We start from the raw sequence: 14,411 nt of genomic DNA, 5'->3' as shown, positions 1-14,411 counted from the left end.
GATCCTGATCACATGCCGAGATAGGCACGCCGCACATCGGCGTTGCCGGCGATTTCCGCGGCCGGGCCGGACATCACGACCCGGCCGGTCTGCAGCACATAGGCGCGGTCGGCGATGGCCAGCGCCTCGGCCAGCCGCTGCTCCACCAGCAGCACCGTGACGCCGAGGGCGCGGATGCGCGTCACCGCCGCCAGGATGTCGTCCACCAGCTTCGGCATGATACCCTGGCTGGGTTCGTCCAGCATCAGCAGCTTCGGCTGGGTCAGCAGGGCGCGGCCGATGGCCAGCATCTGCTGCTCCCCGCCCGAGAGCGTGCCGGCGAGCTGCGGCAGGCGCTCCTTCAGCCGGGGGAAGAGCTCGAAGACCAGTTCCAGCGGCCTGAAGCGATCCGGGTCGCCCTTGCGCGCATAGGCACCAAGGCGAAGGTTGTCCTCGACCGAGAGGCGCGGAAAGAGCCGCCGTCCCTCGGGCACGAGGTTGACGCCGAGGCGCGCGATCCGGTGCGAGGGCATGCGGCGCAGGCTCTCGCCCTGGAAGGCGATCTGCCCCTCGGTCGCGACCTGGCCGGCGATGGCCTTCAGCAACGTGCTCTTGCCCGCGCCGTTGGCGCCGACCACCGCCACCACCTCGCCCTGGCCGACCTCCAGATCGACGCCCTGCAGGGCCTTGAGGCCCCGGTAGCTGGCGGAAACGCCCTCAAGCCGCAGCATAGCGGTCCCCCAGATAGGCACGGATCATCTCCGGGTCGCGCACCACCTCCTGCGGCGAGCCAGTGAGCAGGACCTTGCCGAGATTCAGCACCACGGCACGGTCGATCAGCGGCAGCAGAACCTCCATCACATGCTCCACCATGATGATGGTGACGCCCTGGTCGCGCACCGCGCGGATGAGCTGCACGCCGGACTGCGCCTCGGCGGGCGTCAGCCCGGTCAGCATCTCGTCCAGCAGCAACAGGCGCGGCTGCGTCGCCAGGGCGCGCGCCACCTCCAGCCGCCGCTTCTCGGGTGGGGTGAGCGAGATGGCCGGCCGGTCCATGCGCCCGAGCAGCCCGGCGAAGTCCAGCACCTGCTCGGCCGCGGCCATCGCCTCCCGCGCCGTGCGGTGGCGGGTGAAGGCGCCCACCATCACATTCTCCAGCACGGTCATGGAGTCGAAGGAACGCACCACCTGGAAGGTGCGGGCGATGCCGCGCCGCGTGCATTCCACCGGCCCGAGGCCCGAGATGCGCTGCCCCTCCATGCGGATTTCGCCGGTATCGGGCGTGACCTCGCCGGAGATGGAGTTGAACAGCGAGGTCTTGCCCGCGCCGTTCGGCCCGATCAGGCCCAGGATCTCGCCGCGCCGGACGTCGAAGGTGATGTCGCTGTTCGCCTGCACGCCGCCGAAGCGCTTGCTGACGTTGCGGACCTCAAGCAGCGCGTCCATCGCCACCTCCCGCCTGGCTCCTGACGCCGAGGAGGCTGACCAGCCCCTGCGGCCGCGCGAGCGCCACGATCATGATCAGCAGCCCGTAGATCATCAGGTCCACGCCGCTGCCGGAGCCGCCCAGATAGGAGCGCGACAGTTCCGAGACCGGGATCAGCACCGCCGCGCCGATCAGCGGTCCCCAGAGCGTGCCGACGCCGCCCAGCACCGCGGGCAGGGCGATCAGGATGGAGAAGGAGCCCGCGAGGATGCTGTCCGGGTCGATATAGCCGACATACTGCGCGTAGATCGCGCCGCCGACGCCGGTGAGGAAGCCGCTGATCGCGGCCGCCGCCATCTTGGAGGGAAAGACCCGCACGGCGAGGCTGCGCGCCGCCGTCACGTCGTCCTTCACCGCGCGCCAGGAATAGCCCCAGCGCGAGCCCTCGATCGCCCAGGCCACAACCCAGGTCAGGGCGGCGAAGCCCAGGGTGATGAAGTGCCAGGGCAGCTTGGAGATGCGGAACTGCAGGTTCAGCCAGGAATCCGGCCCCAGCGGCACATAGATGCCCATCGCGCCGCCGACCCATTCCCAGTTCAGGAAGAGCAGGTAGCCGATCTCCCCCACCACCACGGTCGCGATGGCGTAGTAGTGGCCGGACAGGCGGAAGCAGGGCCAGCCGACCAGCAGGGCGCAGAGCCCGGCCACGATGCCGGCGGCGGCCATGCCGAGGACGGGTGGCACGCCGGCATGGACGAAGAGCATGGTGGAGACATAGCCGCCCACTCCGAAATACAGCGCGTGACCCAGCGAGATCTGGCCGCAATAGCCGCCCAGGATGTTCCATGCCTGGCTGAGCCCGGCATAGAGCAGGGTCAGGATGATCAGGTTCTGCGCATAGACGTCGGTGACGCCGAAGGGCAGCGCCGCGAGCAGGAGCAGGATCACCGCGCCGGCCAGGAGCTCGCGCCGGCGGCGGCGGGTGATGGCGTTGGCGCGCGGCGGTGCCGCGGCGGCCTGCCGCAGGGTGGTGGACATCACAGCTTCCCGAACAGGCCGCGCGGGCGGAAGGCCAGCACGAACATATAGAGGGCGAACATCCCGATCTGCTTGACCGAGGGTTCCAGCACCAGGGCGGTGAGGGATTCCGCGAGGCCGACCAGCAGCCCGGCCACCAGCGCGCCCAGCAGGCTGCCGAAGCCGCCCAGCGCCACGGTGACATAGGCGATGGTGGCGAAGTTCACGCCCACATTGGGCGAGACGTAGTAGAAGGTGGCCAACATCGTGCCCGCCACGCCCACCGCCGCGGCGCCCATGCCCCAGCCGATGGCGAAGATGCGATCGCGGTCGATGCCGATCAGCGCCACCGCGTCGCGGTCCTCCCGTGTCGCCTCCAGCGCCCGGCCGAACTCGGTGCGCGAGACGGCGAGCAGCGCGGCGAAGGCCAGCAGGCAGACCACCGAGGCCACGAGCTGCGGCAGCGGCAGGTAGATGCCGGCGAGGTTCACCGTGCGGTCGCTGACCCAGGTGCCGGTGAGGCTCTGGAACTCGCTGCCGAACAGGTACTGCGCCGCGCCCCGCAGGAAGATCGCCAGGCCGAAGGTCACGAAGATCTGCGACATGCCGCGGTTGAAGGTGACGGACAGCGCCCGCCCGATCAGCAGGCGGTAGATCGCCACGCCGAAGCCGAAGAGCAGGATCGCCACCAGCGGCAGCAGCAGGATCGGGTCGAGGCCGCTGTAGCGGTAGAGGATCAGCGTCGCGAACATGGCGAGCATCAGCAGCTCCCCATGGGCGAAGTTCACCACGTCCATCAGCCCGAAGATCAGCGACAGCCCGGCCGCCACGAGGGCATAGATCATGCCCATCAGCAGGCCGCTCACCACGGCCTGCGCGATCAGTTCAGCGGTCATCCCGTTCGGCGCTTACTGGCCGACGTTCCAGACCAGCGGCACCGAGGCCACCTCGGACGGCCAGACGGTCCGGTAGGAGCCCTTGGTCACCTGCTGGATCACCGGCGTGCCGAGCAGGTTGTTGCCTGCCTTGTCGAACTTCACGCCCTTCCAGGGCATGATGGTCTGGTCGCCGGCGATGTCGGTCTCCTGGAAGGCTTTCTGCAGATCGGCCGCCTTGGTCGAGCCGGCGCGGTTGACGGCATCCGCCGCCACCTGGAGCGCGGTGAACTCGCGCGCGGTGTTGTCGTTCAGGTCCTTGTTCTGCCGGGCCTTGTAGAGAGCGTTGATCTTCTCGATCGCGGGGCGGCTGCTGCCCGCGTCGATGGCGAAGGAGGAGCGGCTGAGCACGCCCTCGGCCATGGCGCCGACGCCGGAAAGGAAGGCCTGTTCCTGGAAGCCCGCCGCCTGGGCCATGATCGCCCGGGGCTTGTAGCCGATCTCGTTCATGGCGCGCAGGATCAGGATGGCGTCGCTGGTGTAGGAGGACGGCATCAGCACATCCGCGTCCGCCGCCTTGAGCCTCTGCGCCTCGGCAGCGAGGCTCGGCGAGTTGGCGCGGTACTTGATGTCGGCCAGGACCTTGATGCCCGCCTGCTCGGCCATCTTCCGCTGGATGGTGGCACTGTCGGTGCCGAAGATGCTGTCCTCGTAGAAGAGCGAGATGGAGCCGACCTTGCGGCCGGTCTTCTCACCCGTTTCCTTGAAGAAGTTGAACATGGCCTCGGTGAAGGTCACGTCGTTCGGCGAGGGCCGGAAGAACCATTGCAGCCCGCGCTGCGTCAGGCTGGGCGAGGAGTTGTCGGCGGAGACATAGGGGATCTGGTAGCGCTCGGTGACCTGCGAGATGGTCGCCGCCGTGGCGGAGGAGAAGCTGCCGATGATCAGCGCCACCTTCTCCTGCGTGATCAGGCGCTCGGCCTCGGCACGGGCCTTCTGCGGGTCGTTCTGGTGGTCGGCGAAGACCAGGCGGATCTTCGCGCCGCCCAGCTTCGGCAGGCCGCCGCCCTCGCCGAGGAGCATGGGCACGCGGTCGTGCTGGCCGTTGATGATCTCGGCGCCCACCTCCATCACCGCCTTGGCGTCCTGCCCGATCTGGGCGCTGTTGCCGGTCAGCGGATAGACCGCGCCGATCACCACCTCCTCGGCGGCGAAGGCGCGGCGGATGTTCACGAGCGGGAGGCTGGCGAAGCCCAGGGCAGAGGCACGGAGCGCGGCGCGGCGAGTGAGCATGGGACCTCTCTGACGATGGAACGGATGCGGCTCCGCCGACAGCGGCGGAGTTCACCCGGGGGCATGGATGGCTCGGCTCCCGGAACACTCCCAGGGCGCTGGCAGCCACCGGACGGGTCCAAAGCTTGGAGCGAAAGGATCGGCGAGACCCATCCATTCTGTCCAATCGGCTTTCACAACCGGATTCCATCAGCCTGGCTTATGGGACGGTGCCGAAATTTCAGGCAACTGCGCGCGGGCATCCCGGTTTCCTAGCGCGCCCCGAGGCCCTTCCTGGTCCGGGGGCCTGATCTTTCCCCGCCCGCGCCCGCCCCGCCGGGTGGGCAAGCCGCCCGGGCATCCCGCATAGTCCCCGACGGCCCGGGAGCGGCCGCCGGCGAGGACCATGATCGACCTGCGAAGCCTGGAAATCTTCTACTGGGTCGCGACGCTGGAAAGCTTCGGCCGGGCGGCGGAGCGGCTCTACACCACGCAGCCCGCCGTCTCCCAGCGCGTGGCAGGGCTGGAGGCGGAGCTGGGCCACAGGCTCTTCGAGCGCTCCGGACGCTCGATCCACCTGACGCCCAAGGGGCGCCACCTGCTGGGCTATGCCGAGCGCCTGCTGCGACTGCACATGGAGATGGTGCAGACCATCGCCGCCGGGGAACAGCTTGGCGGCGTGGTGCGCCTCGGCGTCGCCGAGACCATCGTGCAGACCTGGCTGTCGGATTTCATCGAGCAGGTGAACACCCGCCATCCGACCGTCACCTTCGAGATCGAGGTGGCCATCACCCCCGACCTCAAGCAGGCGCTGCTGCGGCAGGAGATGGACCTCGGCTTCGTGACGGGCCCGCTCTCGGAGCCGGAACTCATGGACCTGGAGCTGATCTCCTACCCGATCCGCTTCCTGGCCGGCCGCCGGATGCATTTCGAGGAGGAGCCGGTGCCGCCGGAGGCGCTGCGCCGGCACCCGCTCATCACCTTCCCCAAGAACACGGTCAACCACCGCGACCTGCGCCAGGCCTTCCAGGCGCTGGGCCTGGGCGCGCCGCGCATCCATGCCAGCGCCTCCCTTGCCACCATGGTCCGCATGGCGGTGGACGGCATCGGTATCGCCGTCATTCCCCCCGTGGTCGCGCAGGGCGAGATGGCGCGCGGCGAGCTGCGCCTGATCGAGACGCCGCTGTGCCTGCCGCTGGCCCGCTTCACCGCGAGCTACCGCCCGGCACCCGATGCCGTCCTGGTGCCCAGGCTGGCGGAGATCGCGGTCAGCGTGGCCCGGGCCTATGCACGGCGGCACGGCTTCGCCTGACGGTGCCGTCCCGACGGCGGAACGGCCAGGAAAGGTCGCTCCGCCAGGACGCGGCCGTCAGCGCCCCTGTTCGCGCAGGATGGCATCGAGGCGCGGATAGACGCGCCGCGCGTTCAGCTCGAAGACCTTGTGCTTGTCCGCCTCGGGGATGGGCAGCGCGTCGATGTAGCGCTTGGTGTCGTCGAAGTAGTGGCCGGTTTCCGGATCGATCCCACGCACCGCCCCGACCATTTCCGATCCGAAGAGGATATTGTCGATATCGATCACCCGGAACAGCAGGTCGATGCCTGGCTGGTGATAGACGCAGGTGTCGAAGAACACGTTCTTCATGACATGCTCGCGCAGCGGCGGCCGCTTCAGCATGTCCGCCAGCCCGCGATAGCGGCCCCAGTGATACGGCACCGCGCCGCCGCCATGCGGGATGACGAAGCGCAGCGTCGGGAAGTCCCGGAACAGGTCGCCTTCCAGGAACTGCATGAAGGCGGTGGTGTCGGCGTTGATGTAGTGCGCGCCGGTCGCGTGGAAGTTGCAGTTGCAGGAGCCGGAGACGTGGATCATCGCCGGCACGTCCAGCTCGACCATCTTCTCGAAGAACGGATACCAGGCCCGGTCGGTGAGCGGCGGCCCCGCCCAGTGCCCGCCCGAGGGGTCCGGGTTCAGGTTGCAGCCGATGAAGCCCAGCTCCGTCACGCAGCGCTCCAGCTCCGCGATGGAATGGGTGATCGACACGCCCGGCGACTGCGGCAGCTGGCAGACGCCCACGAAGTACTGCGGGAAGAGGTCCACCACGCGCTTGATCAGGTCGTTGCAGCGGCGTGTCCAGGCCTGGCTCACCGCCTCGTTGCCCACATGGTGCGCCATGGTGGAGGCGCGCGGGCTGAAGATCGTCAGGTCGGCACCGCGCTCGCGCAGCAGGCGGAGCTGGTTCTTCTCCACCGTCTCGCGGATCTCGTCGTCGGAGATGTCGGGATAGGCGGGATCGACATCGCCACCGGTCTTGAAGGCCGCCGTCTGCGCCTCGCGCCAGCGGTCATGGGCGGCGGGCGCCGTGGTGTAGTGGCCATGGCAGTCGATGATCATGAGCGGTCCTCCCGGAACCTCTGCTTCGCTTCGGCGGCGCCACCGGCCCGGTCTGCCACGGGAAGCACGTTTCCTTCCCATGGCCGGGTCTCGCACGGGCCTGTTGCTGGAACTTCTACAGGAGGCCGTGGAGGGTCGTGCTATCGGTTTTCCCGGCGTTCCTATCACCGGACGGCATAGCGGCACTGGCCAACGGCCCGGTAGCCCCCGAGGCGGCTCCGGGCGTTCCGCTTTGTGATGACCCGCCGTGGGAGAGGCGCCGCCTCTCCCACACCCTCACCGCCGGGGACCGAGGCCGGTCCCCGGACCCCGGGCTTTCGTTGGCTCCGGTGGTGGCCGTCAGCCTGCGGCCCGATCCCTGGGAGAGGGTGGATCAGCGGGGTTCCCGAAGAAGAAAATCACCATCCGCGCTGGTGGCACCCGCAGTCGCCGGAGAGCGGTGCTCTCCGGCGCGACCCGGCCGCAGCGAGCGTCAACTCACCGGGTCCAGGGCCCGCAGGGTCCTGGCGGATAAGGGGGGCCGGGGGGGTCGACGCACTGCGTCGACGGTGGGGCCTTGTCCCCCGGGGATAGAGCAACGCCAAGGCTGCGAAGCGCAAGTCCGGCCGGCACCCCGTATCACGGGCTGCCGGCAGCACCGGTCAGATCGGGCAGACGCCGCTCGCGCATTGCAGGTGCGCCCAGTCCACCGCCTCCCGCACCGCGCCGTCATCGATGCCGTCGACGATGGCGGCGAAGCGCCCGGCGGAAATCTCCTCCTCCGGCAGGTACTCGTAGCCGAGTTCGGAGTCGGGGCGGCTTGGCAGGACGGAGCAGCAGCGCACGGAGGGCTGATGCTCCCGCACCATGTCGCGGAAGGCGTCGAGGTCGTGCTGGTCGGTATAGACCTTCAGCGTGTAGCTGACCTGGTTGCCCTGGTCGCGGCCGATCCAGTGGCGCTCCAGCAGGCGCAGATACTGGTACTGCTCCTCCGGCGTCGCCTCCGGCGCGGTGACGAGGCCGTCCTCCAGCCCCAGGCGTTGCAGCAGCGGCACGGTGGGGAAACCCACGATGGTCATGCCGGGGAAGGAGCGCAGCGCCCGCAGCGGATAGCCGCGCGCCTCGTAATCCGCGAGCAGCGGGTCGGAGCCGGGCAGCCATTCGCCCGTGGTCTCGTCGCGCGTGCCCTTGAACTGCACCCAGCGGAGATACTGGCGCCGGGCGGGAAGGTGCGCGCCTTCGGTCAGGGCGAAGAGCTTGCTGGTCGTGCCCGCCGGCTTGACCGTGGTGACGGTGACAGGCCGCGCCGTGCCGAGCTCGGCGGCATAGGCATTCGCCTCCTCCTTGGCGATCGCGGAGAGGCGGTCCAGCATCGACCAGAAGGCCGCGGAGCGGCTTTCGTCCAGCATCTCGCGGAAGCCCAGACCGAAGCGCATCCAGGCCCATTCGTGCAGGCCGGTGGGGCCGATGCCGATGCGGTTGGTGCGGGACACCTCCTCGCCATAGAGCGCATCCATCCGGTTGGCGCGGATCAGGAAGCGCACGCCGAGGCGCACGGAATCCTCCACCCGCCGGTCCCATTCCCCGGCGATCTCCTCCGGCGGCGCACCGGGCGTGAAGCTGTCGAAGCCCGCCGGGCAGGCCAGCAGCGGCGCGAAATCGGCGATGACGCAATAGCCGCCCGTGACGTGCAGGGTGATCTCGCCGCAGGGATTGGTGGTGACCGGGAAGCGCGCGGTGGAGGCGCGGCGCGCCGTTTCGGCCAGCAGGCCGTCGGCCTCCGTCACCTGGTAGCGGTCGGAGCGGAAGTCGCGCCCATCCTCGAAGACCGGCTTGTCCCAGGCGGCGCCGGTGCGGTGGTCTTCCAGCAGGTCGCCGTTGATGAAGCCGGGCTCGCCGTTCACGAAGGCGCAGCGCGTGACCTCGTCGAAGACCGCCCGGGCATGGGCGGTCAGCGCATCGGCCGCATCGCCTTCCCGCACCCGCTGCCAGAACTCGCGGTCCACCATGACGGAGTTGTTGGCGGTCCAGAGCCCGCCCTCCGACTTGGCGCGCACGAAGCGCAGGATGCCCGGGTCGCGCCAGGACTTGGTGGCCATGCGCGCGGCGCGGCGGGCGCCCCCCACCTGCACCTCGACGGAGAGGTGATGGTCCACCAGCAGCGCCTGTTCCCAGGGCTGCAGTGCCTCGCCCTGCGGGTCGCGGGTGCGGGCGGGCTCGATCACGTGGCGGCGGATGTTGATCAGCCCGCGCAGCAGCGAGACCGGCCCGGAGGCCGGGCGCCCCTGCATGCCGCGGATCGGCGAGCCGGCGGGGCGGACATCGGACAGGTCGAGCAGCAGGGTCTTCTCCCGCTCCCCACGGAAGGCCATGGCTTCCAGCACCTCGACCGCCTTGGCCCAGCCCTCGCGGCTGTCGGCCACGCGATGGACCACGGCGCCCGCCGGGATGGCGGCGAGGTCGCTCACCAGCTCGGCCTCCAGGAAGGCGCGCACAGCCGCCTCCGCCGCCGCGTCGAAGCCGGCATCGTCCGTGCCCCAGGGCAGCAGCCCCATCTCCACCCCGAAGCGGCGCAGCGTGTCGCGGGTGGCGGGGAAGTCCGGATGCTCAGGCGAGAGGTGCAGGCGCAGATCGGGCGCCCGGGCCCAGTCCACCACCGCCAGCTCGTCGTCATAGGCGCGGCCCACGCCGGAGCCGTTCAGCAACAGGTAGAATTCGGCGAAGGAGGTGATCGCCGTGGCGCAGTTGGTGAAGACCTCCATGTTGCGCTTCGGCTGCTCCGCGTCGCCGTGCTGGAGATGCCGGCCGGAGGTCAGCAGCGCGCCGGTGGCGATGGCGTTGCGCAGCGCCTCGCGCTCCCCCGGCGCGGTGGGCGCCAGGGCTGTGTTGCCAGCGGAAACGCGTTCGGCCACCCGGCCGAAATCCTCGGCATCCTCCGGGCGGAAGACGGTGCGCCGGCCCACGGCCAGCCCCATCCCGGCATCCAGCGGGCGACCGGGCATGGGATGTGTGCCGAAGGCGCCCCCCAAGGGGCCAGCACCGGCTTGAGGGCGCAGCATATCCGGCCGGGCCGCCACACCGCCGTGGCGGGGGGCGAATCCAGGGGCGAGAGTCTGCGCGTAGCCGTCCATCAGCAACCTCGGTCAGGAAAATCAGGGGCCTGCCCGGGTCGCGCCGGATTCGGCGCCCTGGGCTCAATGACCATATATATGGTTATCAGCCCTCCAGTTTCACACAAGATCTGGTGGAGGAGCTTACGCATCCGAATCAGGACTGGGGCATTTCCGCCACGGATCAGGCGCTTGGGCGGCAATGCTGAGAGGCCGGCCCGGGATTCACGCTATGGCGAGCGGTGCAGGCTTACCGCAGCCCTCGCTTCAGGCAGGGCGGCGGGCCGGATCGCCCGCTTCCCCTCCGATTCTGACCGCTGCGGCGCAACATCGCAACCACGGGCCGTGGGGTACCGCTTCACTTCGGGCGTGAGCCCGCCTGCCTGCCCCCGGCAACCGGCCCCTCCCCGGAGGCGTTCAACGGCCACGGAATGAACCGCCAGGATCATGTTCCGGGCCGTTGCGTGGCGCCGGCCGGTTCCTTCCGTTCCGACGCCACAAGCAATACGAAGCCGGAGGGCCTGGCATTGAGCGACACCACGACCGAGGCCCATACGTGGGTCCAAACGGGGACCAGACCCGGCCTGGAGGCCCGCGACGTGACCCTGAGGGTCAATGGCCGCGACCATGTGGTGCCGCTGGCGCCCTGGACGACGCTGCTGGATGCCCTGCGCGACCATATCGGCCTGACCGGCACCAAGAAGGGCTGCGACCAGGGCCAGTGCGGCGCCTGTACCGTGCTGGTGGACGGGGTGCGGGTGAATTCCTGCCTGACTCTCGCCGTGATGAAGGAGGGTTGCGAGATCCGCACCGTGGAAGGGCTGGCCAATGGCCATCTGCATCCGGTGCAGCAGGCCTTCATCGACCATGATGCTTTCCAGTGTGGCTACTGCACCCCCGGGCAGATCTGCTCCGCCATCGGGCTGATCCGCGAGGGGCGGGCGAAGAGCCCGGCGGAGATCCGGGAGCTGATGAGCGGCAACCTGTGCCGTTGCGGCGCCTATCCCAATATCGTGGCGGCGATCGAGCAGGCGATGCAGGCCGGGGAGGACGCGCAGTGAACCGCTTCGACTATACCCGTGCCCCGGATGTCGCGGACGCAATCCGCAGCCACGCCGCCGGCGCGGCGAAGTTCATCGCGGGCGGCACCAATCTCCTCGACCTGATGAAGGAGAATGTGGAGCGGCCGGAGCATCTGGTGGATGTCACCCGCCTGCCGCTGCGCGGGATCGAGGAAACACCGGAAGGCGGCCTGCGGCTGGGCGCCCTCGTGACCAATGCCGAGACCGCCCATGACGGCCGCGTCGCCGAACGCTATCCGCTGCTGAGCCTGGCGATCCTGTCCGGCGCCTCGCCGCAGCTCCGCAACATGGCCACGAATGGCGGCAACCTGCTGCAACGGACGCGGTGCTACTATTTCTATGACACGGGCACGCCCTGCAACAAGCGCGTGCCGGGCAGCGGCTGTCCTGCGAAGACCGGGCTGAACCGCATCCATGCCATCCTTGGTGCCAGCGAGAGCTGCATCGCCACCCATCCCTCCGACATGTGCGTGGCGCTGGCGGCGCTGGAGGCGGTGGTGCTCGTTACCGGCCCACAGGGCGAGCGCACGATCCCCATCGCGGCGTTCCACCGCCTGCCCGGCGACACGCCGGAGCGCGACACGAATCTCGGCGCGGATGAGCTGATCACCGCGATCGATTTGCCGGCGCAGGGATTCGCGAAGCATCACACCTATCTCAAGCTGCGCGACCGTGCCTCCTATGCCTTCGCCCTGGTGAGCGTCGCCGTGGGGCTGGAAATGGAGGGCGACACGGTGAAGGAGGCGCGCATCGCCCTGGGCGGCGTGGCGCACAAGCCCTGGCGCCGGCCCGAGGCAGAGGCGCTGCTGCGTGGCCGGCCCGCCACGCTGGAGAGCTTCCTGCCCGCCGCCGAAGCGCTGATCGAGGGCGCGCGCGGCCACGGCCAGAACGACTTCAAGATCCCCATGGCGCGGCAGGCCATCCTGCGCGCCCTGTCCCAGGCGGCCGCCGGCACGCCGCAGATCGTCGCCGACAAGCGGATCCAGTGAGGGGCCCCGTCCGATGAGCAGCAACACCCCCTATTTCGGCTCCCCGCAAAGCCGCGTGGATGGCGAGGCCAAGGTGACCGGCGCAGCGAAATATGCCGCCGAGTTCACCGCCCCCGGCCTGCTGCACGGCGTCGTGGTGTCCAGCGGCATCGCCCGCGGGAAGATCGCCACGATCGACACCACGGCGGCGCTGGCCGTCCCCGGCGTGGTGCAGGTCTTCACCCATGAGAACCGGCCCCGCACCGCTTGGCGCAGCAAGAACTACCAGGACGAGGTGGCGCCGCCAGGATCGCCCTTCCGCGCCCTCTACGATGCCGAGATCCATTACAGCGGCCAGCCCGTGGCGCTGGTGGTGGCGGAGGATTTCTCCACTGCCCGCTACGCCGCCACGCTGGTGCAGGTGCGCTACGACGAGGCACCGCATGCCACGGATGTGGCAGCGGTGCGCGACGCGGCCTATGTGCCGTCCAAGAAGCGTTCCGGCATCGCACCGCCTCCTCCGCCGCGCGGCGATGCGGAGAAGGCCCTTGCCGCCGCCCCGCACAAGGTGGCGGGCGAATACCGCATCGCCATCGAGCACCACAATCCGATGGAGCCCCATGCCACCACCGTGGTCTGGGAGGGCGACGGCCGGATCACCGTCCACGACAAGATCCAGGGCGCGCAGAACAGCCAGAAATACGTCAGCAACGTCTTCGGCCTGTCCGCCGACAAGGTGCGCGTGATCTCGCCCTTCGTGGGCGGCGCCTTCGGCTCGGGGCTGCGGCCGCAGTATCAGCTCTTCCTCGCCGTGATGGCGGCGCTGGAGTTGGAACGTTCGGTGCGCGTGGTCCTGTCGCGGGAGCAGATGTTCACCTTCGGCTACCGGCCCGACGTGCTGCAGGACATCCGCATCGGGGCCGACGGGGACGGCACCCTCCAGGCCATCCGGCATGAGGCGATCTCCGGCACCTCGCAGTTCGAGGACTACCAGGAGGTCGTGGTGAACTGGTCGGGCCTCCTCTACCACTGCGAGAACGTGGCGCTGGACTACAAGCTGGCGAAGATCGACACCTATACACCCTCGGACATGCGCGCGCCCGGATCGCCCACCGGCCTCTTCGCCCTGGAATCCGCACTGGACGAACTGGCCTACTCGCTGAAGACCGATCCGCTGGAGCTTCGCCTGCGGAACTACGCCGAGAAGGATGAGAACGAGGGCAAGCCCTTCACCTCCAAGGAGCTGCGCGCCGCCTATCGCGAGGGCGCCGAACGCTTCGGCTGGAGCAGGCGCAGCCACGAACCGCGCTCGATGCGGGAAGGGCGCGAGCTGATCGGATGGGGCATGGCCTCGGGCGTCTGGGAAGCGCAGATGATGCAGACCAGCGCTCGCGCCACCCTCACCGCCGATGGCAGGCTGGAGGTCGCCACGGCCACCGCCGATATCGGCACGGGCACCTACACCATCCTGACCCAGATCGGCGCCGACGCGCTGGGGCTGAAGATGGCGGATGTCACGGCGAAGATCGGCGACAGCTCCCTCCCCACCTCACCCGTCGAGGGCGGCTCCTGGACCGCCGCCTCGGCCGGCTCGGCGGTGCTGGCGGCCTGCGGCATGGTGCGTGCCAGGCTGCTCGGCGCCGCGCGGGGCCTGCCGGATTCCCCGCTCGCCGGCGCGGCGATGGAGGATGTCAGCTTCGCCAATGGCCGTATCGGCCTGAGCGCGGACCCGCTGCGTTCCCTGCCCATCACCGAGGTGATGCGCGCCGCCGGGCTGGACCGGATCGAGGAGGAGCAGACCGCCTCCCCCTCCAAGGAGATGCAGAAGAACTATTCCTCCTATACCCATTCCGCCGTCTTCGTGGAGGTGCGGGTGGACGAGGAACTCGGCGTCATCCGTGTCACCCGCATCGTCGATGCCGTGGCGGCGGGACGGATCATCAATCCCAAGACCGCGCGCTCGCAGATCATCGGCGGCGTGGTCTGGGGCATGGGCATGGCGCTGGCCGAGGAAACCCTGCAGGACCACAATCTCGGCCGCTTCATGAACCACAGCCTGGCCGAGTACCACCTGCCGGTGAACGCCGATATCCACGACATCGACGTGATCTTCGTGCAGGAGGACAACGACAAGGGGAACCCCCTCGGCGTGAAGGGCCTGGGCGAGATCGGCATCTGCGGCACCGCCGCCGCCATCGCCAACGCCGTCTTTCACGCCACGGGCAAGCGCATCCGCAGCCTGCCGATCACCATCGACAAGCTGCTGGAGGATACGGCGGTTCCGGCGGAATAGGCCCCCGTCCGTATCCCC

11 protein-coding genes are annotated in these 14,411 nt (G+C 69.3%); 4 read left to right on the top strand and 7 right to left on the bottom strand.

The window, feature by feature from the left end; translation table 11 throughout:
* Positions 1 to 8 precede the first annotated feature (8 nt).
* From RGI145_RS02110 to RGI145_RS02090, 5 genes are read right to left on the bottom strand one after another with little or no spacing between them, the layout of a single operon-like run.
* Positions 9 to 710, bottom strand: a complete 702-nt coding sequence (locus RGI145_RS02110) for an ABC transporter ATP-binding protein (protein ID WP_075797042.1) — start codon at positions 708 to 710, stop codon at positions 9 to 11.
* Complete coding sequence (locus RGI145_RS02105) at positions 697 to 1,425, bottom strand: ABC transporter ATP-binding protein (RefSeq protein WP_075799753.1); 729 nt, start codon at positions 1,423 to 1,425, stop codon at positions 697 to 699. Before RGI145_RS02105 ends, RGI145_RS02110 begins: the two co-directional genes overlap by 14 nt.
* The gene (locus RGI145_RS02100) at positions 1,409 to 2,443 is read right to left on the bottom strand and encodes a branched-chain amino acid ABC transporter permease (RefSeq protein WP_075797041.1); all 1,035 of its coding nucleotides are present in this window, start codon (positions 2,441 to 2,443) and stop codon (positions 1,409 to 1,411) included. The genes RGI145_RS02105 and RGI145_RS02100 overlap by 17 nt, the downstream gene beginning before the upstream one ends.
* Positions 2,443 to 3,318, bottom strand: coding sequence for a branched-chain amino acid ABC transporter permease (locus RGI145_RS02095; RefSeq protein WP_075797040.1), 876 nt, complete (start codon positions 3,316 to 3,318; stop codon positions 2,443 to 2,445). The genes RGI145_RS02100 and RGI145_RS02095 overlap by 1 nt, the downstream gene beginning before the upstream one ends.
* A gap of 12 nt (positions 3,319 to 3,330) precedes the next feature.
* Positions 3,331 to 4,590, bottom strand: a complete 1,260-nt coding sequence (locus RGI145_RS02090; RefSeq protein WP_075797039.1) for an ABC transporter substrate-binding protein — start codon at positions 4,588 to 4,590, stop codon at positions 3,331 to 3,333.
* Between the two features lie 385 nt (positions 4,591 to 4,975).
* Here RGI145_RS02090 and RGI145_RS02085 point away from each other — a divergent pair, with 385 nt between their 5' ends.
* Positions 4,976 to 5,881 (top strand): LysR family transcriptional regulator, encoded by a 906-nt coding sequence (locus RGI145_RS02085; RefSeq protein WP_075797038.1) that lies wholly within the window; start codon positions 4,976 to 4,978, stop codon positions 5,879 to 5,881.
* Positions 5,882 to 5,938: 57 nt separating this feature from the next.
* Here the strand turns inward: RGI145_RS02085 and RGI145_RS02080 are convergent, their stop codons facing one another.
* Both RGI145_RS02080 and RGI145_RS02075 read right to left on the bottom strand, forming a co-directional pair.
* On the bottom strand, positions 5,939 to 6,961 hold the full coding sequence (locus RGI145_RS02080; RefSeq protein WP_075797037.1) for an amidohydrolase family protein: 1,023 nt from the start codon (positions 6,959 to 6,961) through the stop codon (positions 5,939 to 5,941).
* A gap of 641 nt (positions 6,962 to 7,602) precedes the next feature.
* Positions 7,603 to 9,999, bottom strand: coding sequence for a recombinase (locus RGI145_RS02075; protein ID WP_075797036.1), 2,397 nt, complete (start codon positions 9,997 to 9,999; stop codon positions 7,603 to 7,605).
* 650 nt (positions 10,000 to 10,649) lie between these two features.
* Here RGI145_RS02075 and RGI145_RS02070 point away from each other — a divergent pair.
* The 3 genes from RGI145_RS02070 to RGI145_RS02060 are packed head-to-tail and all read left to right on the top strand — an operon-like array spanning position 10,650 to position 14,393.
* Complete coding sequence (locus RGI145_RS02070) at positions 10,650 to 11,111, top strand: (2Fe-2S)-binding protein (protein ID WP_186374142.1); 462 nt, start codon at positions 10,650 to 10,652, stop codon at positions 11,109 to 11,111.
* Positions 11,108 to 12,121, top strand: a complete 1,014-nt coding sequence (locus RGI145_RS02065; RefSeq protein ID WP_075797035.1) for an FAD binding domain-containing protein — start codon at positions 11,108 to 11,110, stop codon at positions 12,119 to 12,121. The genes RGI145_RS02070 and RGI145_RS02065 overlap by 4 nt, the downstream gene beginning before the upstream one ends.
* A gap of 13 nt (positions 12,122 to 12,134) precedes the next feature.
* Positions 12,135 to 14,393 (top strand): xanthine dehydrogenase family protein molybdopterin-binding subunit, encoded by a 2,259-nt coding sequence (locus RGI145_RS02060; RefSeq protein WP_075797034.1) that lies wholly within the window; start codon positions 12,135 to 12,137, stop codon positions 14,391 to 14,393.
* The last annotated feature ends 18 nt before the right edge of the window (positions 14,394 to 14,411 follow it).

This window comes from Roseomonas gilardii (genome assembly GCF_001941945.1).
Classification (GTDB): domain Bacteria; phylum Pseudomonadota; class Alphaproteobacteria; order Acetobacterales; family Acetobacteraceae; genus Roseomonas.
Note: the sequence above shows the minus strand (reverse complement) of the source record. Positions and strands in the feature narration are given on the sequence as shown.